This is a genomic window from Nocardia sp. NPDC055165, from assembly GCF_053606985.1.
Genome location: NZ_JBSGSS010000001.1, coordinates 438,898 through 457,526, shown reverse-complemented (window position 1 = coordinate 457,526; position 18,629 = coordinate 438,898). Strand labels below are relative to the sequence as shown.

17 protein-coding genes are annotated in these 18,629 nt (G+C 65.5%); 12 read left to right on the top strand and 5 right to left on the bottom strand.

Going from position 1 to position 18,629, the window contains the following annotated elements:
* Positions 1–999: 999 nt before the first annotated feature.
* The 4 genes from ACWFRF_RS02270 (at position 1,000) to ACWFRF_RS02255 (ending at position 3,809) form a co-directional block, all read left to right on the top strand.
* On the top strand, positions 1,000–1,344 hold the full coding sequence (locus tag ACWFRF_RS02270; RefSeq protein ID WP_452448561.1) for a hypothetical protein: 345 nt from the start codon (positions 1,000–1,002) through the stop codon (positions 1,342–1,344).
* Positions 1,341–1,727 carry a hypothetical protein gene (locus ACWFRF_RS02265; RefSeq protein ID WP_452448560.1) on the top strand — a complete coding sequence of 129 codons (387 nt, stop codon included), beginning with the start codon at positions 1,341–1,343 and terminating at the stop codon, positions 1,725–1,727. The genes ACWFRF_RS02270 and ACWFRF_RS02265 overlap by 4 nt, the downstream gene beginning before the upstream one ends.
* A gap of 325 nt (positions 1,728–2,052) precedes the next feature.
* On the top strand, positions 2,053–2,790 hold the full coding sequence (locus ACWFRF_RS02260; protein WP_452448559.1) for a hypothetical protein: 738 nt from the start codon (positions 2,053–2,055) through the stop codon (positions 2,788–2,790).
* Between the two features lie 167 nt (positions 2,791–2,957).
* Positions 2,958–3,809, top strand: coding sequence for a hypothetical protein (locus ACWFRF_RS02255; RefSeq protein WP_452448558.1), 852 nt, complete (start codon positions 2,958–2,960; stop codon positions 3,807–3,809).
* A 233-nt stretch (positions 3,810–4,042) separates the two neighbouring features.
* On the opposite strand, the gene ACWFRF_RS02250 is transcribed toward ACWFRF_RS02255, so the two are convergent.
* The 3 genes from ACWFRF_RS02250 to ACWFRF_RS02240 form a co-directional block, all read right to left on the bottom strand.
* Positions 4,043–4,930, bottom strand: coding sequence for a DAPG hydrolase family protein (locus ACWFRF_RS02250; protein ID WP_452448557.1), 888 nt, complete (start codon positions 4,928–4,930; stop codon positions 4,043–4,045).
* 196 nt (positions 4,931–5,126) lie between these two features.
* Positions 5,127–5,453, bottom strand: a complete 327-nt coding sequence (gene fdxA, locus ACWFRF_RS02245) for a ferredoxin (protein WP_452448556.1) — start codon at positions 5,451–5,453, stop codon at positions 5,127–5,129.
* Positions 5,450–7,927 (bottom strand): molybdopterin-dependent oxidoreductase, encoded by a 2,478-nt coding sequence (locus tag ACWFRF_RS02240; protein WP_452448555.1) that lies wholly within the window; start codon positions 7,925–7,927, stop codon positions 5,450–5,452. The genes fdxA and ACWFRF_RS02240 overlap by 4 nt, the downstream gene beginning before the upstream one ends.
* 104 nt (positions 7,928–8,031) lie before the next feature.
* Between ACWFRF_RS02240 and ACWFRF_RS02235 the strand changes: the two genes are divergently transcribed.
* The 8 genes from ACWFRF_RS02235 to ACWFRF_RS02200 all read left to right on the top strand — a co-directional run bounded on the left by ACWFRF_RS02235 (position 8,032) and on the right by ACWFRF_RS02200 (position 16,337).
* Positions 8,032–8,607: a TetR/AcrR family transcriptional regulator gene (locus ACWFRF_RS02235; RefSeq protein WP_379312513.1), complete on the top strand. Its 576-nt coding sequence runs from the start codon at positions 8,032–8,034 to the stop codon at positions 8,605–8,607.
* 218 nt (positions 8,608–8,825) lie between these two features.
* Positions 8,826–9,416 (top strand): TetR/AcrR family transcriptional regulator, encoded by a 591-nt coding sequence (locus ACWFRF_RS02230; protein ID WP_452448554.1) that lies wholly within the window; start codon positions 8,826–8,828, stop codon positions 9,414–9,416.
* A 249-nt stretch (positions 9,417–9,665) separates the two neighbouring features.
* Positions 9,666–11,057, top strand: a complete 1,392-nt coding sequence (locus ACWFRF_RS02225; RefSeq protein WP_452448553.1) for a flavin-containing monooxygenase — start codon at positions 9,666–9,668, stop codon at positions 11,055–11,057.
* Positions 11,058–11,087: 30 nt separating this feature from the next.
* Entirely contained in the window at positions 11,088–12,332 is a 1,245-nt protein-coding gene (locus tag ACWFRF_RS02220) for an NADH:flavin oxidoreductase/NADH oxidase family protein (protein WP_452448551.1), read from the top strand.
* A gap of 17 nt (positions 12,333–12,349) precedes the next feature.
* Positions 12,350–13,150, top strand: a complete 801-nt coding sequence (locus tag ACWFRF_RS02215) for an SDR family NAD(P)-dependent oxidoreductase (protein ID WP_452448549.1) — start codon at positions 12,350–12,352, stop codon at positions 13,148–13,150.
* Between the two features lies 1 nt (position 13,151).
* Positions 13,152–13,931, top strand: coding sequence for an acetoacetate decarboxylase family protein (locus ACWFRF_RS02210; protein WP_452448548.1), 780 nt, complete (start codon positions 13,152–13,154; stop codon positions 13,929–13,931).
* Positions 13,928–15,052 (top strand): hypothetical protein, encoded by a 1,125-nt coding sequence (locus ACWFRF_RS02205; RefSeq protein ID WP_452448547.1) that lies wholly within the window; start codon positions 13,928–13,930, stop codon positions 15,050–15,052. The genes ACWFRF_RS02210 and ACWFRF_RS02205 overlap by 4 nt, the downstream gene beginning before the upstream one ends.
* Before the next feature lie 16 nt (positions 15,053–15,068).
* Entirely contained in the window at positions 15,069–16,337 is a 1,269-nt protein-coding gene (locus ACWFRF_RS02200; RefSeq protein WP_452448546.1) for a cytochrome P450, read from the top strand.
* 222 nt (positions 16,338–16,559) lie between these two features.
* Here the strand turns inward: ACWFRF_RS02200 and ACWFRF_RS02195 are convergent, their stop codons facing one another.
* Both ACWFRF_RS02195 and ACWFRF_RS02190 read right to left on the bottom strand, forming a co-directional pair.
* The gene (locus ACWFRF_RS02195) at positions 16,560–16,958 is read right to left on the bottom strand and encodes a hypothetical protein (protein WP_452448545.1); all 399 of its coding nucleotides are present in this window, start codon (positions 16,956–16,958) and stop codon (positions 16,560–16,562) included.
* A 1,128-nt stretch (positions 16,959–18,086) separates the two neighbouring features.
* Entirely contained in the window at positions 18,087–18,560 is a 474-nt protein-coding gene (locus tag ACWFRF_RS02190) for a MarR family winged helix-turn-helix transcriptional regulator (protein ID WP_387446782.1), read from the bottom strand.
* Positions 18,561–18,629 lie beyond the last annotated feature (69 nt).

Below are 18,629 nucleotides of genomic sequence, written 5' to 3'. Positions count from 1 at the left end.
GATCAGCTGGCAGCCGGTTGGTAGTTCGTGCGGGGTGGGAACAACGTCGACGGTTTCCGTAGCATGGGGATTGTCTGCGACAGGGGAACTCGGGGTTGCCAGGGTGAGGTTGACCCAACGGGCTTCTCTCATTACTTCGACCAGCCTGATCAATTCGGTGAGCAAGTGGCTCGACATGTGCGGTCTCCCTGGCGACGCATCCGGCAGTGAAAGGCATCCGAACTGGCGGCCTCGCCATGGATTCCCGGGAACAGGTACGGATGAAAAGCGTCGCCCACCAGCGGTATCGGAGGTAACCGCGTAGTGATCGCGTACCGTAGGCGTATCGTGTGCGCTTCCGAGATCAGGTGCTGAAAAGTAGGAAGCGGCGATGATGCGAGGGCGGGCTCGGACAGGAATTGAGGCGGCTGCGCTTCAAGAGGCGATGCGAAAGTCGATTCGAGAGTTCGCCGTCCTTCTCGGTGTCGAGACGACCACGGTCGACAACTGGCGCTCGGGCCTGAACGCCGTGAAACCCAGATCCACGGCGCAAGCAATCCTGGATACGACTTACCTGCAGCGTGCATCTCCGGCGGATAGAGAACGCTTCGACCAGATCGTGGCGGACAGCGACAATGGCTCTATGACCTTATCGATGAATATAGCTACCCGAAACAGCGGAGCGAACTGTTCGACATAGCCGGCGAAACTTCGGGACTGCTCGGCTATATAGCCGTCGGAACTGGCAATTATTCGATGTCTCGAGCGTATTGCCTGGAGTCTTTCCATCTGGGGGACAATGCGTGAGAATGCTAATCTCACGGCCTGGGCGCGTGGGCTGCAAAGCTTCTGTGAGTATTACGCGGGGAGATATGAGCCAGCGTTGGACTATGCTCGAGACGGCCTCGCTCGAGCGGAGGGTGGGCCGCAAAGTGTACGGCTAGCGATCGACGGAGTTGCGCGAGCAATGGGAAAGCTCGGTGATACTGACGGTGTGCGGGAAGCTACAGTGCGGCGCAGGTGGCTGGAAATGCCGCGACATCGTATCTGTCCTTGGCGATGCCGGACAAGGTCGAACAGTATGCGGAGCTCGCGTTGGCGGATATGAACAACACGAACTCGCCGTGGGGTAGGTCGCTGGTGATGATCGATGTGGCACGCTCGCATGTCTTGGCCGACGCTGCCGACCTGGATGCTGCTGTGGCGATAATGCATGATGCCCTCGACACTTCGCCGGGCAAGCCTATAGCCCAGGTTCAGCGCCGAGCTTCGGAATTTCTCCGTGATGTGGCCGAAAAATGGGGCGATACCTCGCAATTGAAGGGCATCCGGGATGCGCTGGCCAGTAAAGGCGGTGAGAAGTGACCGGAAATCTGGGCAGTCTGCGTCCACGCCCGCTCGAGAACGGCCCGCTCGGCTACTACTGGTTCCTGACCTTCGATCATGCCTCGGAACTTCATTCGCGGACCAAAGAGTGTCAGGAGGTTATCGATCCGGCGCACTTCAAGACCACCCCTACTGACGGCCTCCACCTGACGTTGGATCGAATCTCGCGCCCTCGCGCGTGCACGGTCGAACAACGTGTTTCTATTGCGGTAGCTGCGCAGCATGCTTGCCGAGGCCCGCTGCCGCTAAGTGTTCGACCGCCCGTCCTGGTCGAGGCGAGCCGCCACCCGACGACGCCCAACTGGAGGCCGGTGCAGCCCGGCTACTGCGAGGATCTGTATCGCGGGACAGCGGAGTATTGAAGCCGGTATGCCCCGCCTACCTCGAGCCAGTGAAGCGAGTAGTCGAGTACTCGTGCACGCTGCGCCCGCATGGCGCATTCTCGTCTCATTTGCGCGATAGGAGCGGGCGATGCGATGCGAATCCGATCGGTGTGACACGGCGCGCGGTCGACGTCGTCTCGGCGCTTGTTCGGCCGCTGGAATCACCCCTGGATGGCTGGTGATCGTGACCGCGGCCGCGATTGCGACGATATCGGCCGGATGCGTCCGCCCCCCGCCCGAATCACTCTCGCCCGCACCGACAGCCGCGAATGTAGAGGCTTCGGCAACGGAACCGGGAGGGCAATTGCCTGGCAGCGGCCCCGCGCCCGGTGGACCGATCGGCCAGGACGGCGCGGGAGTTCCCGCGCCCGGCGGCCCGGTAGGTCCGCACTCACCACCTCCTGCCGGCGGCGCACCACCTCCGGATAAGCCGGGTGGCGGAAACCAGGCGAAGGGTTCTCCGGTCAAAATCCCGTCTTTTCAGGAGAAGGGCTCTCCGCTCACCGCGGACTTGAAGGGACGCATCGATGCCGCGTTCGCGTCGGCCTGCCAGGAGGCAGGCCATGCAGCGGGTTGTGTCGAGCTCGCCTACACCATCACGTTGCCACTGGAATCCGATTGTGCGTATTCGGGATTCTCGCCGACCGACGGGGCGACCGTCGAGGCTGGGACGACCGTGACGGTCCAGCTCTCCGGTAAACAACCTTGCCCCATCAGCGGCGGCGGAGACGGTACCGGTGGTGGCGGTGGCGAGACAACGGAGGGCGGCGGCACGACTGGCGGCGCCACGACAGAGCGCGGCGGCACGACTGGAGGCGCCACGACCGAGCGCGGCGGCACGACTGGAGGCGCCACGACCGAGGGCGGCGGCACGACTGACGGCGGCACGACCGAGGGCGGCACCGGCGGGAGCGGCAGTACCGGCGATGGCGCGGGTACGGGCAACAGCAAGTCCGGGGGTGGTGAGACGGCCCCGGGCACCGGCAACAGCGGAGCCACGAACGGCGGCACCGATCATCCACCAGCACCGTCCGGTGGATGATCGGCAACTGATAGGACGACGATATGGGCTCTGGATTTCGTCCCGCCGGGACCGCGCGTTCTGGACGCGCCACACACCGGTCGACGGGTGTTCCCCGACCGGCGCAGCCACCGCAAGCCTCGACCTCGGCTGCACCGGGAGACACCGGGCTGTCCCGCCTCAGCCTGATGATCCGCAACTTCGCTGCGCCCACGACGTTGATCACCGCACTGCTGTTCTTCTTCGGCTGGTCTCACGCCTACTGGTTTTTCGACTACTTCGGCGTGAACGCCACAACTCTTGGCCTGACCACCCAGGACTACTTGATGCGCAGTCAGGATTCCCTGTTCATCCCGCTCGCGGCGAGCGCCTGCCTGTTCACGGCATATCTCTTCTGCCGCAGGATGTTCCGGGAATTCGCGCTGCCGCGGATCAGTCCTGAGAATCGCCGCAGACTGGTGATCGCATCGATGGCCGCCGGCTTCGTGCTCGTGGCCGCCGGACTGCTCACCATCGTGATCTCGACACCGCTGAGGATGATTGTCGGAGCGCCGGGCCTGTGCATGGTCGGTGGAATCTTTCTGATCGTTTCCGCCGTCCGATCGAGACGCACTGATCAGGCCACCACCGAATCATCGGCAGACGTCCTCACCGCCGGAGAATGGGGCGCTGTGTTCGTTCTCGTCGGTGTCGGGCTCTTCTGGGCGGTAGCCGATTACTCGGCCGCCGTCGGCACCGGCCGAGCGATCGATCAGGTCGAAACGTTCGCCGAACAGCCGAGCGTGTCGGTCTATTCGGACAAACGCCTCGGCCTGGCGGCGCCGGGCGTCGTGGAACTCACCTGCCCAGCTCCCGACGCGGCCTACCACTTCCGTTACGACGGCCTCAAACTCATCCTGCAATCAGGAAACCAGTATCTGCTGCTCCCGACCTCCTGGAGCCGTACGCACGGAGCAGCCTTCCTTCTCCCTCGATCCGACGCGAACCGAATAGATTTCTTCCCTCCGCAAGCCATCCCACCCGCACACAGCTGCGAGTGAGTAGGAACCATCGCCATACTGAATCGCCCCGGGTCGGCCGACTCCGGCAACTTGCTGGATGAGGCTGGAATAGCAGTCGGCTACGTACTCGATCAGCGGTTTGCGGACGAGGCGGTGCACCGGCCGGGAGCGGCTGAACCGGCCTTCCCCGTCCGCAGTGCCTTCGCTCCCGGACCGAATCTCGCGGCGTCCTCCCCACGGTCGAAGTTCTCCTGACAGCGCCCGGTCGCTCCCTACGTGTTCGCGAATTCCTGGTAGAGATCGGGCAGGAACTGGGCCAGGTGGTGCATCTCCTCCCCACAGTGCAGCAGGAGATCGCGGGCGAGATCGGTGCCGAGGACGAGATCCGCTGCATCGACCGCGGCGCCCCGGCTGATGGCTTGTGCGGCTCGGACCAGGTCGGGGCTGTGGAGCCCGTAGTGGTTGAGATAGAAGCGGCTGCGCATTTCGCATCCGCCGGGAACGGGCCGAACCTGATGCGCGAGCCACCCCAGATCGACGGGCGCCACGCTGCTGCCTACCCGTCCGAAAATCACTGTGTGTCCAGCGGGTACATCGAATCCGTGGTCCTGTGGATCGAGAAAAGCGATAGCCAGCTGTTGTAGTTTCGGGCCGACGTACTCATCGACATAGGAGATATTGCCGACGTACTTCGCGCGATCCGGCACCGCGTGGCCGGTCTTGTCCACGCTGATTCCGGCATAGAGGTGTGCGTCAGGATGCCACAGCTTGTATCTCGCCGATTCCGCCGAATGCCAGCCGAACCACCAATCCCACATCGCCGCAGAGACATTCGGCATATCGGTGCGTACTGCCGCCCACACCATCCCGCTCGCGGTCTGTCCGTATCCGGTCTCGACCGGAGAGTAGCCATGGGCGGCGAGATCGTGCGAAAGTGCCGAAAAATCCGGAATGGTATTCGGCGGCACCGGCGGACCGTCGTAGGTGGTGAGCACTGATGCCGGTGCGGGTGCGGTTCGTGCGGCCATGAACCGCGCATAGGGCTTCGCCCGGTCGTCGGCGGAGTACCCCTGGTATCGGACGCCGGGGTCCTCTTCGGCATGTGACACGGCCGAGGCCCCCGCGCCCGAGAACGCTCCACCGACCAGCAGGGCTCCCATCGACAGAGTCTGCCGTCGAGTCCACCGCCGGTGTCTCCACATGTGTCGACGCTATCGAAAGCCGCCCGGCGCGGACCGCGGAACGGCGTGAGCAGGCCGCGTTCTGTGGGAACTAACAGACCGGCTCGCACACAAGTAGGTCCCGTCGACATTCATCGAGGCGCGACGCGTGTGCTGAGCGGCAGTGTCACCGAGCTCAGCCGTCGGCGGTGTTGGGCGCCAAACCGGCCACGAACGGGGTATCTCCGTCGTATTTCCCGAATTTGGCGGCGCCACCGGGGGAACCGATCGTGTCGAAGAAGTCCACGTTCGTCTGCGTGTAGCCCGTCCACTGGTCGGGGACGTCGTCCTCGAAGAAGATCGCCTCGACCGGGCAGACCGGTTCGCAGGCACCGCAGTCGACGCATTCGTCGGGCTGGATGTAGAGCATCCGGTCGCCCTCGTAGATGCAGTCCACCGGGCACTCTTCGATGCAGGCTCTGTCTTTGATGTCGACGCAGGGTTCGGCGATCACGTAGGTCATGCGGTCGGGATTTCTTCGAGTGCTTCGAGTCGGGCCGGGACATGTTTGTGCCATGGGGTGCCTGCGAAGGCGTCTTTGAGTTCGAGGCCGGTCAGTTCGTTGGGGGAGACCCCGGCGCTGGTCGTTGTTCCGTCGCCGGTGGGGTAGTCGAGGCCGAAACCGTTGGGCAGGGCGATGTTTCCTGCCCGCATCATGTCGCTGACCTCGACGATCACGGTGGCGGATCCATTCGCGGTGACCAGTCGTGCCGGGGCGCCGTCGGTCAGCCGCAAGACGTTGGCATCCTCGGCGCTGATCCGGAGGTGGCCGTCGCGGTCACGGCGACGCCAGTCGGGGTTGCGGAAGATCGTGTTGGCGGTGAACGAGCGCCGCTCACCGGCGGCCAGGACCAGCGGGAACTCCGGGGTCGTCCACGCCGTGCGTGCGGTGGGCAGCCGGCGGACCTGGTCGAGCAGATTGTCGATGTCGATGGTGAAGCGGCGGTCCTTGCGTTTGACGTAGTGCCAGACGTCATCCCAGGTGTCGTCGGTGAAGACCACGCCGGTCGGGGATTCGATGATCGCGTCGAACAGCCGGTTGCCCGGCGTCAGGCCGGTACCGGTGAAGCCCGCTCGGGCAACGGCTTTCGGGTTCGACATCGCACATATCTGACTGATACCCCACAGCACCGCGGCGCCCCTCATCTGTGGCGCCATCGTGGTGCCGAGCGTTTCGTACAACAAGTACGGAGCGATCTTTCCGAGGGCGGGATCAGCGGCGACGGTGGCCAAGAAGGTCGCACCGAAGGTGTCACGGCCGGTCTGCGCGGCGCGTCGGAGCCGGGCGATGGTATCGGTGTCGAGGACCCGCATGCGTCGAAGTACCCGCGCGTAGATCTCGGGTTCGGGCAGCGTGCCGTCGAGCGGCTCCATGAGCGGTTTGCGGAGGTGAACGACATTGCGCGGGAATTCGAAGTTGAAGAACGTCGCTTCGGGCTTCTCGTACTGGCTGGCGGCGGGCAGCACATAGTCGGCCTCACGCGCGGTTTCGGTGAACGCCACATCGATCACGACCGACAAGTCCAGTGCGCGCATCGCGGCCCGGAAGCGGGGCGAATCGGCGAGGGAATGCGCCGGGTTGGACGAGTCGATCCACATCGCGCGGAAGCGATTCGGGTGGTCGGTGAGGATCTCGTCGGCTATCGAATTGCAGGGGATCAGGCCGCCGATGATCTTGGCGCCGGTGACCGGTGAGGTCCGGCCGCCGCCGCCACTACCGCCGCTGCCGAGCATCCCGCCCGCCAGGGGAACCATCGCGTCGAGCAGGGCCGAGGCCCCGGCCTCCACCCGCGCGCGCAGCGGAGTCACCCGGGCGAGGGTGGGCAACGTCGCGCTGATCGCCGTGGCCGCCGCGGTGACGGTCCGCGCCGTCAACCGCTTCTGCGCGCGGGCCAGTGCGCTCGGCTTCTTGCGCGGTGATCCGGACCCGGAACCGCCGGTCAGCATCGCGAAGGAGGAGTGCAGGTACATGGTGCCGGGTCTGCCGAAGTTGCCGGTGACGATCCACAGGAGTTTGTTCAGGTAGGACACCAGGGTGCTGTTGGGCGCCTGCTGGATTCCGAGGTCCTCGTAGACGCACACGCTCGACGCGGTCGCGATCCGGCGTGCTGCCGCCCTGATCTCGCCCTCGCCGACACCGCTGATCGTCGCGAAATCCGTGATGTCGCAGGCCTGGAACGCCGCCTGGACCTCGTCGTAGCCGGTGGTGTGCGCGGCGATGAAGTCGGCGTCGACCAGGTCTTCCTGCACGATCACCGCGACCAGTGCGGCCATCAGCCAGGCGTCGCGCCCCGGCAACACCCGCAAGTGGTGCTCGGCCATCGCCGCGGTTTCACTGACGCGCGGATCGATCACGATCATCGAACGGGTCGGGTCGGCGGCTACCTGCTTGAGTACCGGTCTGGCCCGCGGAAAGCTGTGTGATTGCCAGGGGTTCTTGCCGACGAACACCAGTACTTCGGCGTGTTCGAAATCGCCTTTGGTGTGACCGCCGTACAGGCGGCCGTCGACCCAGATCTCCCCGGTCTTCTCCTGTGCCAACGCATTGGAGTGATAGATCGAGCCCAGTGCCCCGCGCAGCCCGGCCGCGTTGGCGGCCCCGAGGTGGTTACCTTGGCCGCCACCGCCGTAGAAGAAGATCTTGTCTCCGCCGTGTTCGTCGGCGATGGCGGAGAGTTTCGCGGCGATCTCATCGATCGCTGTGTTCCAGTCGATCTCCTGGTAGGTGCCGTCGGGCCGGCGTTTCAGTGGGGTGGTGAGGCGGTGGGCGCCGTTCTGGTACAGGTCGAGGCGCATCGCCTTCTCGCAGGTGTAGCCCTCCGATGCCGGATGCGCCTTGTCGCCGCGGATCTTCGCCAGGCGGCGACCCGCCACCTCGACGGTGATCCCGCAGTTGCACTCGCACAGCACACACGCGGTCGCCTTCGGTTCGGCCATGTCACACCCCTTCGACGATAGTATGCTAGGCAACATAGCATATTACTATGCCAAGTAGCATAGTATTGCTGAGTTGACCCGAATCTCGTAAGGAGCGCGACGACATGGGAGCCCGCACCGACACCCGGCAGAAGATGCTCTACAGCGCTGTCGAGCTCCTTCGCGAACGTGGCTCGGCCGGGGTGACCATCGACGCCGTGCTGGCGCGCAGTGAGGCACCGCGCGGATCGGTCTACCACCACTTCCGCGGTGGACGCGCCCAGATCATGACCGAGTCGCTCGCGCTGGCCGGTGACGCCATCGGCACCATCATCGACAAGGCGGTGGAGCAGGGATCGGTCGCGGCGTTGCGGCGATTCGGGCAGTTCTGGAACACCCTGCTCGCGCAGTCCGACTTCGAGGCAGGCTGCCCGGTCGTCTCGGTAGCAGTCGGTAGTTCGCCCGATGACCGGCACCTGCAACCGGCGGTCGCGGGCATCATCCAACGGTGGCAAGCCGCCCTCGTCACCGCGCTCGAAGCCGACGGTGTCGAATCCGAGCGCGCCGTTCGGCTGGCCACCATGGCGATCGCCGCCATCGAAGGCGCGGTGATCCTGTGCCGGGTCAATCGATCCACGACGGCGCTCGACGATGTCATAGAAGAACTCGAGGGGCTGCTCACCTCGGTGGTCGCCGGCTGAGGTGCCTTGGCGCCTGGCGTCGCGATGGTCGCCCGTGTTCCGAGCTCCGCAGGGAGCCGGCACTCTGGGGCCATGGGAGCGAATTCCTATTGCTGCATCTAGTGCAGCTACAGTGTGTGTAGAATTTTCCTCTGCGCTGTCGCTGGACTCGCTCGGCGCGGAGAGGGTGGTACGCGATCGTGGCCGAACGGCAGAGCAGGGCAGCATATGCCCCGCGAATGGCTCCTGAGCAGCGCCGGGAGCAACTGTTGGACGCGGTTTTGCGGGTCATTGTCGGGCAGGGCGTACACAAGGTGTCCATCGACACTGTCGCGAAGGAGGCCGGTGTGAGTCGCCCGGTCGTCTACGGCCATTTCGACGACTCCGACCAGCTGCTGCTGGCCTGCCTCGACCGGGAGGAGGCCGCGGCGGTAGCGCAGATGGCCACCGTAGTCCCGATGATGACGACCGATCCGATCCAGGCAATGGCGGACAGCCTCGAGCATTTCCTCGACGCGGTGCAGGCCGCGCCCGATAGATGGCGGGCGGCATTTCAGCTCGCCGACTCCAGCACTCCCGCCTTCCGTCGCCGTCTGGAGCGCGGACGCCGAGCGTTCACCGAGGCGCTGACCGCGTATATGCGCGCGGCGGCACCATCCGGACAGCTTGTCTCGGTCGATGTCGAACTCACTGCCCGTCTCGTGTACGCGCTGTTCTGGGAAGCGGGCCGACTCGTTCTGGCGGAACCCGATGCCTTCCCGCCGCAGCGCATTCGTGACTACGCCGCACAGCTCATTCCCGCTCTGCCTGCGTTTCATACCTCTGCCTGATCGAGCCGGGTCGACACCCTCGCGGCCGTCGATGTTTCGCCGCCTTCTCTAGGCGCTGCTGTTTACCGGCCGAAGATCGCCGTTATCGAGCGGCGACCTCGGCATGCCTTGCCGTCATGTTCATCGACTTCCCGGTGTACGCCCCGCGTGAGGCCCGAAAACCGACTCGTGCTTGACAGGGCACCGCCAGGTAGCAAATACTACACTCAATGTAGCTACAAAGACTGTAGCTTTTGATGGGAGGTCGCCATGACGCGCCGGTACTGCATCATCGGAGCGGGATACACCGGTCTGGCCGTGGCCAAGGCCTATACAGACCTCGGTCTCGACTACGACCACATCGAGGCGACCGCCGCGATCGGTGGCAACTGGTCGCACGGGGTGTACGACTCCACCCACCTGATCAGCGCCAAAGCGGTCACCGAGTACCCCGACTATCCGATGCCGGACGACTATCCGGATTTCCCCAGTGCCGGGCAGATGCGCGACTATCTGCATTCCTTCGCTGCCGCATTCGGGCTCGATCGGCGCATCGAGTTCGACTCTCAGGTCACCGACGTCGCGCCGCTCGATGACACCGGGACGGCGGGCTGGCGAGTCGAATTCGCGACCGGTGAGGCACGCGAGTACACCGGCGTCGTCGTCGCCAACGGGCACTACTGGGACACCAACATCCCGACGTATCCCGGCGAATTCACCGGCAAGCAGATCCACTCCAAGAACTACAAGCGCCCCGCCGACCTCGACGGCACGCGGGTCCTGGTCGTCGGCGCCGGTAACTCCGGATGCGATCTGGCGGTGGAAGCCGCACTGAATTTCGGCACGTCGGAGATCTCTCTTCGCCGCAGCTACTGGTTCATCCCGAAGTATGTGCTCGGCGTGCCGAGCAGCAAGTTCGACATCGGCTCGGTTCCGGTGCCGAAACTGCTGCAGGAGGCCGTCTTCCGGTCGATCGTCGCAGTGGGGATGGGTAGCTTTCACCAGTTCGGGCTGGAGAAGCCGAAGCACCGCATCTTCGACCAGGATCTGGTGGTCAACCAGCAACTGCCGTATTTCCTCAAGCACGGCCGGATCGCGGTCCGTCCCGAGATCGCGCGCTTGGACGGGCACATAGTGCATTTCGTCGACGGCACCAGCGGGGAGTACGACACCATCGTCTGGGCCACCGGTTTCAGGACAACCTTTCCGTTCCTGCGCGAAGGGCTGCTCACCTGGGAGAACGGGCAGCCGCGGCTGGTGTCGCACACTTTCGCGCCTGGCCTGGCCAACCTCTCCTTCGCCGGACTGGTCGCGCCGCGTTCCGGCGCGGGCATGTTGTTGATGAACAGCTCCCGGCTACTCGCCGAGGCCGCGTTGCTGCAACAGCAAGTACGCACCCCGCTCGGCGATCTCTACTCGATTGTCTCCGAACCCTCCGGTGAAATCCTCGCCGGTGGACCGGAATTGCGCTGGGAGGTGCTGCGCGGCCGATGGCTGGTGCGCGTGCTCACCCAGCTGTCCACATTGCGGATCCTGCTGTTGCGCAGTCCCGTCACGACGGCGACGGAACCTGCGAGCCCAGAACCCGTGCCGGTTGCGCCACGCAGGCTGACCCGCATCGTGGTGAGCCCAGTCCTCGCCGTCGCCCGTCGGATCGCTTGACTCCCAACCCACTACACAGGAGCCCCTTCCATGCCTCCCAAGAATCGTGCACCCCGGACGATCGCCGTCGGTAGCCCCTTGACCCTGCCGTGCGGGGTGACTTTGCCCAACCGCATCGCCAAGGCCGCGATGAGTGAACAGCTCGGCGAGATCAACGGTGCGCCCAGCCAGACGCTGACCCGTCTCTACAGTGCGTGGGGTCGCGGCGGCGCGGGTCTGTTGATCACCGGCAACGTCATGATCGACCGTCGTGCCTACGTCGAGCCCCGCAATGTGACACTCGAAGACGATCGCCACCTCGAAGCCGTCGGCAACTGGGCGCGCGCGGGGTCGCGGGAAGGCGCCGTGATGGTCATGCAGATCAACCATCCCGGCCGAGTCGCGATCGGCCCGCTGAACCGGCTTCCGGTGGGCCCTTCGGCATTGCGTCCGGGGACGATCGGCTACAACCTGCGCAAGCCGCGCGCGTTGCCGCTCGACGGCATCGCCGACCTGCGACGTCGCTTCGTACGCTCCGCGGAATTGGCGGTCGAGGCCGGTTTCGCCGGTGTGCAGGTGCATGCCGCGCACGGATATCTGCTCTCGCAGTTCCTCTCTCCCATCGCCAACCAGCGAACCGACCGATACGGCGGCAGCCCGGCGAATCGTCGTCGACTGCTACTCGACATCGTCGCCGACGTGCGCGCAGCCATCGGGCCACGTGCACTGCTCTCGGTGAAGCTCAACTCCGCCGACTTTCAGACCGGGGGACTGGACGAGTGCGAATCGCTCGATATCGCACTCGCCCTCGAGCAGCTCGGGATCGATCTGCTGGAGGTCTCCGGCGGCAACTACGAAGCGCCGGCGATGACCGGCGTGGTGCAGGACAGCACCCGTGCGCGCGAGGCCTACTTCCTGCGCTACGCCGAGAACCTGCGCGCCGAATCGGCGATGCCGCTCATGCTCACCGGCGGTGTCCGCACCCTCGAATTCATGAACGACGTGCTGGCACAGGGCGCGGTCGATGTGATCGGGCTCGGCCGCCCGTTCGCCGTGCGCCCCGAGGTCGCGGCCGAACTGCTGGCCGGTACGCAGGAGCCGCAGACGCTGCCCACGGCGCCGCGCATCCCGATCAAGGGCGCGACACCGATCAACTCCTACCTCCAACTCGCCTGGCACGCCGCGAACTTCCGTCGCATCGCGGCCGGCGAGCGACACGTGAGCGGACCGGGCGCGATCCGGACGCTGGCCGCGGCCGGGACCACCGTGACCGCCCGCGCGCTCACCCAATTCTGACCACCGAGGAGCAACACATGAGCCTGCCCACTCCCACCTCCGCCCTCCGGGCCGTTGTCACCGGGGCCTCCTCCGGCATCGGCGAGTCCCTCGCCGAGGGCCTGGCCCGTCGCGGATACTCGCTGATCCTGGTGGCGCGCCGTGAAGACCGGCTGCGCGAGTCGGCCGATCGGCTTGCCGATCGCCACGGCATCGAAGCCGAGGTCCGGGCCGTCGATCTGTCCGACCGCGACGAGCGCGCGAAACTGTGCGAGGAACTCGCCACCCGTGAAATCGCCGTCCTGTGCAACAACGCCGGCTTCGCTACCTACGGCACGCTCGCGACCGCGAACCCGGCCAGAGAACGCCAACAGGTGGAGCTGAATACCGTTGCCGTACACGACCTCACGCTCGCCGTACTGCCCGGCATGCTCGCCCGCCGCGCGGGCGCGATCCTGATCACCGGATCCACCGCGGGCAACCAGCCCGGCCCGAACAATGCCACCTACGCCGCCAGCAAGGCCTTCGCCAACACCTTCGCCGAATCGCTGCACGGTGAATTGGCCGGCACCGGCGTGCAGTGCACCTTGCTCGCGCCGGGGCCGGTGCGGACCGAATACGCCGAGGTGGCTGAGGTTCCGAACCTGGACCGGATGGTGCCGGGCCCGCTGTGGGTCAGCGCCGAACAGGCCGCGAACGATGCGATCGCGGGCATGGCAGGCGGTCGCCGCCGTGTAGTCCCCGGCATCTTCGCCAAGGTACAGACCGTCGGCGGCCAGTACACCCCGCGCGGGTTGGTCGGGCCGATCCTGCGCACCATCTACCGAAGGGTCAAGTGACATGGGTTGGGAACCTGCCGACCGGACCGAGGGCCGATCTTTCCAGGCGGATATGCGCCGCGCACTGGCGATCGGCGATCCGCGCCGCAGCCTCTACCGCGACGCCCACTACTTCAGCGCCACCGTCGACATCGACCCCGCTGCGATGAAGAGATGGCTCCCGGCCGGTGTGCGGTTGACCGAACCGGCGCGCGCGGATCTGTTCACCGCGTGCTTCCCGGACAACAACTTCGAGTCGCCGGGATACCACGAGGCGGGGTTGTTCGTGCACATCAAGACGGTGCAGGGCACCGGAATCCACTGCCCGTGGATGATTCTCGACGACGATGTCGCCTTGATCATGGGGCGCGAACTGCTCGGCTATCCGAAGAAGCTCGGTGAGGTCGACTGGACAGTCACCGACACCGAGATCCGGGCCGAGGCCTCGCGCCGCGGCAACAAGCTGCTCACCATGGGTGGCAGGCTCGGCGCGGTTATCGCCGATCCGCCACCGATTCTGGGCCGCCCGCACCGCAATGTCGTCGGCCTCGCCGGGCTGTTTCCCGCCTTTGTGGTGGGCTTCACCCCCCGCGAGCGGGTGATCGAGGTGCGCCAGATCGAGGACTTCAGCCTGGACGTACACGGTTCCGAACGCGATCCACTCGACCAGATGGGGATCGGGCGGGTGATCCAAGCACGGCTGCACCGCGTCGATCTGCTCGGTGTGTGGGTGCCACCGATACCGCTGCGGCCGCTCACCCCGCTGTTCACAGCGAGCCGGATGCGGCCTCGAGTCCTATGAGCATCGCCGATCGACTCATCACCGAACCGCTCGCCATCCCGCGACCGGCCGTCACCGCGCCGTTCCCCCGCATCGATACCTTCGACAAGGCACTCACCGCACCGGGCGGTTTCGGTCCACGACTGCGCGCATGCCGCACGGCCGCACTGGATTTCCGTCGCGAGTTCGCCGCCACCGGGCGACCGGACTCGGTGCGGACCCACGATCTGATCTCGCTGCCGTACCCGACCCGCTACGGTCTGTTCCGCGCCGCGATCAGTCCCACGCCGTTCGTTACCATCAGCAACCGCTTGCTGATCGTGCGCTGGACCGAGACCGACGGCACCCCGCGCACTTTGCTGTTCGAGCCGAGCGATCATGAACTCGACTCCTACACACCGTATTTCGATGACATGAAGCGATTGGCGCCAGGACCGGTACGAGGCCTGTTCGTCCATGAGCACACCGATGTGCTGACCGCCTGCCGCCGTGCCGGAGTCGACCCGGCCGAGGTCGACTACCTCACCTTCGACCACCTGCACACCCAGGATGTGCGGCGCTGGCTGGGCACCACCTCGCCGCAACCCGACATCAGCCCGAATCAACCTGTGGTAGCGGCTTTCCCGAATGCGAAGCTGCTGGCTCAGCGTGACGAGCTCGAGGCCATGGCCGACCTGCACCCGTTCCAGCGGCCCTGGTATCAGCCGAGCACCTTCGTCGACCTGCCACCCGAGAAGATCCTGCCGCTCGACGGCAGTGTCCTGCTCGGCCCCGGTGTCGCGCTGATCACCACGCCCGGCCACGCCATGGGTAACCAGTCGCTGGTGCTCAATACCGACACCGGCATCTGGGCGATCAGCGAAAACGCCATCGCCACGGAATGTCTCACGCCGGACCAGTCTCGAATTCCGGGTCTGGCGAAGGCGGCGAAATCCTGGGGACACGAGGTGGTGCTGAACGCCAACACCATCGAAACCACGTACGAGCAGTACAACTCGCTGGTCATCGAGAAGACCATCGTCGATGTGTCCCAGCAGGATTCACGCTTCCTGCAATTCTTCCCGTCCAGCGAGCTGACCGGCGCACTGCTCAATCCCGGCACCGCACCCACCTTCACCCACCGCGCCATCCGGCACGGCTGACCCACTCGGCGGCATCATGACCACCACACCCGCGCGCAACCTCGGACTTTTCGCTCAGCTGCTCGATCCCGCACACCGCGCAGACCCGTACCCGCTCTACCACCGCATCCGCGAGCACGGACCTGTCCGGCTCGGCGGGGCACCGGTAGTGGTGTTGTCGTCGTATCAGGACTGCGCAACGGTATTGCGCGACAAGGCGAGCAGCGTCGAACGCCACTACGCCTCGATTCCTTTGGGACCCACCCCCGTTCACGACCTCGCCGGAGACTTCGCCGGCGAACTCACCGGCATCGCCCCGATGCTGTTCCGCGACAACCCGGATCACGCCCGCCTGCGTCGTCTGGTCGCCGCGACCTTCACTCCCGCCGTCGTGCGCCGGATGGAGCCACGGATCACCGCCATCGCCGACGCAGCTCTGGACCGTGCGGCCGAGCGCGGGCAACTCGATATCGTCGCCGATCTCGCCGGCCCGCTGCCGGTCACAGTGATCTGCGAACTACTCGGTGTCCCACTCGATGACGAACCCCTGATTCGAGGGTGGTCGACTGGGCTGGCACGCGCTCTCGACCCGGTGTCGGCCACCGCCACCACCGGCCGTCCCGACCCCGCGGCACTGGTCGGCGACAACAACGCGCTGCACGATTACTTCGAACAGCTTGTGCGCCACCGCCGCACCCGGCCGGGTGCGGATCTGGTGTCCGCCCTGATCGTCGCCGAGGACTCAGGACAGGCCCTGAGCCACGACGAACTCATCACCACCTGCGCGCTCCTGCTGATCGCGGGACACGAAACCACGGTCAATCTCATCTCCAACACCGTTCTGGCTCTGCTTTCTCATCGCCTCCATCGCCAGATCCTGTGCGTAGCACCGCCTTTCGTCACGTCGGTGGTCGAGGAGAGCCTGCGCTACGACCCGCCGGTCCAGCTGGTTCCCCGCATCGCCCGCGAGGCCATCCAGCTCCCGGATATCACCATCGCGGCCGGTGACTTCATCGTCATGCTCCTCGCCGCGGCCAACCGCGATCCGGCGGTGTTCGCCGACCCCGATCGATTCGACCCCGCCCGTGCGAATCGTCATCTCGCCTTCGGTCTCGGCCAGCACTTCTGCCTCGGCGCCTCGCTGGCTCGGCTCGAAGCCACCGTCGCCATCAACTGCTTCGCCCGCCGGGTCATCGACCCCCGCCTGGTCAGCGATCCACCGAGCTACCGCGAGCACGTCACCTTGCGTGGACCGGCGGCGATGCCAGTTACCTTCGCCTCGATCGCTTCCGCGAACGCCGCGTGACCGGATGCGTGTGGTCCTGAGTGACCCGGGCGGGGACCCCATCGGTCCAGTCCTCGTTCAGCCCGCGGAACGGGTCATGTAGCAGACCAGAGCCTCGATCGTGCTCGGCAACGAACCGAGGTGAGGCTCTGTGAGTTCGGCCGCCTCGACGCTGAACCGGATAGCACAGATGCGCCCGCTCGATGACTTCCGCGCGCCGGCACGGTGCAGCCCCGGGATTTCTCAGTCCAGGAGCTGGGGGTCCCGTCGGCAGTAGGTGATGGGCGGGTCGATGACGATCACATCGGTGACGGTCAGCAGGTCGGCGGGCACCTGGCCATCGAGGTGGATGAAGGTGGGGCACAACACCACATCGACGGCGAGCTCGGTGACGAGGAACTGTAATCGGGCCAACGGTGTCGCCGTGAGTATCAGAGTCCCGAGGAGCTCGTAGCCGAGATCGGTCGCGGTGGTACGGATCAGTGATTCGCACTGCGGTCGGCTCGGACCGGTCAGGTCGGCACGCACATAGCCGATAGCGGTCCTGACGGCCGGAGGCCGGCGCCGACGGGCGAACCCGATGTCTGCCGAGGCGCGAGTGAACCGGCGCGCACCGGCCGGGTCCGAGATCTGTTTGTGCATCGGATGTCCTGCCTTCGGTCGAAGCCATGTCTGCGTGCACGGCACGGATGGGAAGGTGATGGCGAGATCGCACCAGGCTGGAACGATCTGGCGCGATGAGCTATCGAGTCCGCCCGCGGACATAGGACGGAGTGGTCGCATCGCCACCAGTAGCGCACGGCGCCACTGGTGGCGATATCGGCTGCGCTGTCGCCGATGTCCGGGCGGGCGGCACACGCAACTCGAGGGGCAATCATCACCTGAACACCTCACTGTCTGCGGGGTGGAGCGTTCGACGGGCCCAACCTCATCACAGTTACCGATAGGCAAATAGAGTAGAAAGTCCCTCTAAAAAGAGTGGTCGGGGAGCCGTGTCAGCATCGGGGACGTGCTCGCGTCTCGGGTAGCGTTCGACCGGGTGGGTTGTGAGTCTGTATCGACTCGTTCGTCGTCGTCGCGGGTCTGACCGCACTATTGGCGACCTGGGAGAAACTGAGTCTCGCAGGCGCATTGGTCCTGCTCGGCGGCATCGTCTTCGCGGCTATCGCGCTCGCGGCGGTTCGCACCGGACCCAACTGATCCTGCCGGGTCTGCTCGCAAAGTCTTCGATGATTCGTGCCATGTGCGGAATTTCGAGCCTGGTTGTCCGGTTGCGTTGCAGGTCTTGGTGTCTGGACCGCCGCCCTTGTGTCGTTGGAGGTCAAGCGGGACCTCGGTTTCATCGACCTGTGCGGCATCATCAGGCCCGGCAGTCCGGACGTTGCACCCCAATTGGGCGTGGCGACGACATCGTGAACGAGGAGAATTCCTCGCAGGTCTTGGTCGCGGACCTGGCTCGGCCGTCGACGATCTCGAAACAGAAACCGACACCAGGCGTTCGCGAGTACATCAACCCAAGCAATCCGGGAACCGCCCTGCTCTTGAGCCTCATCTTGCGGGCTTATCCCCGCCTCACGCGTCGCAAATCGAAAAATAGCGCATGCTAAGGCCGTCGTCCGTGGCGTCCGGCTGAACATCGACGGCTACTGCTGGATAGCACATATTCGCGACGGTCGTATCGATTCGATTGCGGGTGACCACGCCGACACACGGTCGGCGTCGGTTATCGGGATATCGCGGGTGATGCGGGGGAGGGAGGCCTGAGGCGGCTCAGCCCCGTTCGAGTTCCCCGCGCACGGTGGCGGCGATGCGGGTGAGCGCGGTCCCGAGGTTGCGGCGCTGAGCGGCGGTCAGCGGATCGAACACGAGCCGCTTCACCTGCGCCACGTGCTCCGGGGCGCTGTCGGCGAGCTTGCGGCGGCCGCCGTCGGTGAGGGTGGCGAAGGTGTATCGGCCGTCGCTGGGGTCGGGTCGGCGGGTGACCCAGTCGCGGGCTTCGAAGCGGTCCATGGCTTTCGACAGCCGGGGCTGGGTGCTGTCGCAGACCCGGGCGAGGTCGCTCAGGCGCATCGTGTCGTCGTCGGCCATCGACAGCCTGGCCAGCACCCCGTACTCGAAGTTGGAGATGCCCGCGTCGCGCTGTAGCTGACGGTCGAGAGCTGCGGGGAGGGCGGTGACGACCGTGAGGAGCGCCTGCCACAGCTCCTGTTGGTCCTCATCGAGCCAGGGTGACGGGGTGTTCATGCGCTCATCGTACTTGCCCAGGAAACACGTACTTGCCTGGGCAAGTATTCGTACGCTACGTTGGTACTT

What these genes read in the sequence shown, in the direction of transcription:
- ACWFRF_RS02255 (WP_452448558.1), top strand. Translation starts at nt 2,958, where the DNA reads ATGATCCGCAACTTCGCTGCGCCCACGACGTTGATCACCGCACTGCTG.
- ACWFRF_RS02250 (WP_452448557.1), bottom strand. Translation starts at nt 4,930, where the DNA reads ATGGGAGCCCTGCTGGTCGGTGGAGCGTTCTCGGGCGCGGGGGCCTCG.
- fdxA (WP_452448556.1), bottom strand. Translation starts at nt 5,453, where the DNA reads ATGACCTACGTGATCGCCGAACCCTGCGTCGACATCAAAGACAGAGCC.
- ACWFRF_RS02240 (WP_452448555.1), bottom strand. Translation starts at nt 7,927, where the DNA reads ATGGCCGAACCGAAGGCGACCGCGTGTGTGCTGTGCGAGTGCAACTGC.
- ACWFRF_RS02235 (WP_379312513.1), top strand. Translation starts at nt 8,032, where the DNA reads ATGGGAGCCCGCACCGACACCCGGCAGAAGATGCTCTACAGCGCTGTC.
- ACWFRF_RS02230 (WP_452448554.1), top strand. Translation starts at nt 8,826, where the DNA reads ATGGCTCCTGAGCAGCGCCGGGAGCAACTGTTGGACGCGGTTTTGCGG.
- ACWFRF_RS02225 (WP_452448553.1), top strand. Translation starts at nt 9,666, where the DNA reads ATGACGCGCCGGTACTGCATCATCGGAGCGGGATACACCGGTCTGGCC.
- ACWFRF_RS02220 (WP_452448551.1), top strand. Translation starts at nt 11,088, where the DNA reads ATGCCTCCCAAGAATCGTGCACCCCGGACGATCGCCGTCGGTAGCCCC.
- ACWFRF_RS02215 (WP_452448549.1), top strand. Translation starts at nt 12,350, where the DNA reads ATGAGCCTGCCCACTCCCACCTCCGCCCTCCGGGCCGTTGTCACCGGG.
- ACWFRF_RS02210 (WP_452448548.1), top strand. Translation starts at nt 13,152, where the DNA reads ATGGGTTGGGAACCTGCCGACCGGACCGAGGGCCGATCTTTCCAGGCG.
- ACWFRF_RS02205 (WP_452448547.1), top strand. Translation starts at nt 13,928, where the DNA reads ATGAGCATCGCCGATCGACTCATCACCGAACCGCTCGCCATCCCGCGA.
- ACWFRF_RS02200 (WP_452448546.1), top strand. Translation starts at nt 15,069, where the DNA reads ATGACCACCACACCCGCGCGCAACCTCGGACTTTTCGCTCAGCTGCTC.
- ACWFRF_RS02195 (WP_452448545.1), bottom strand. Translation starts at nt 16,958, where the DNA reads ATGCACAAACAGATCTCGGACCCGGCCGGTGCGCGCCGGTTCACTCGC.
- ACWFRF_RS02190 (WP_387446782.1), bottom strand. Translation starts at nt 18,560, where the DNA reads ATGAACACCCCGTCACCCTGGCTCGATGAGGACCAACAGGAGCTGTGG.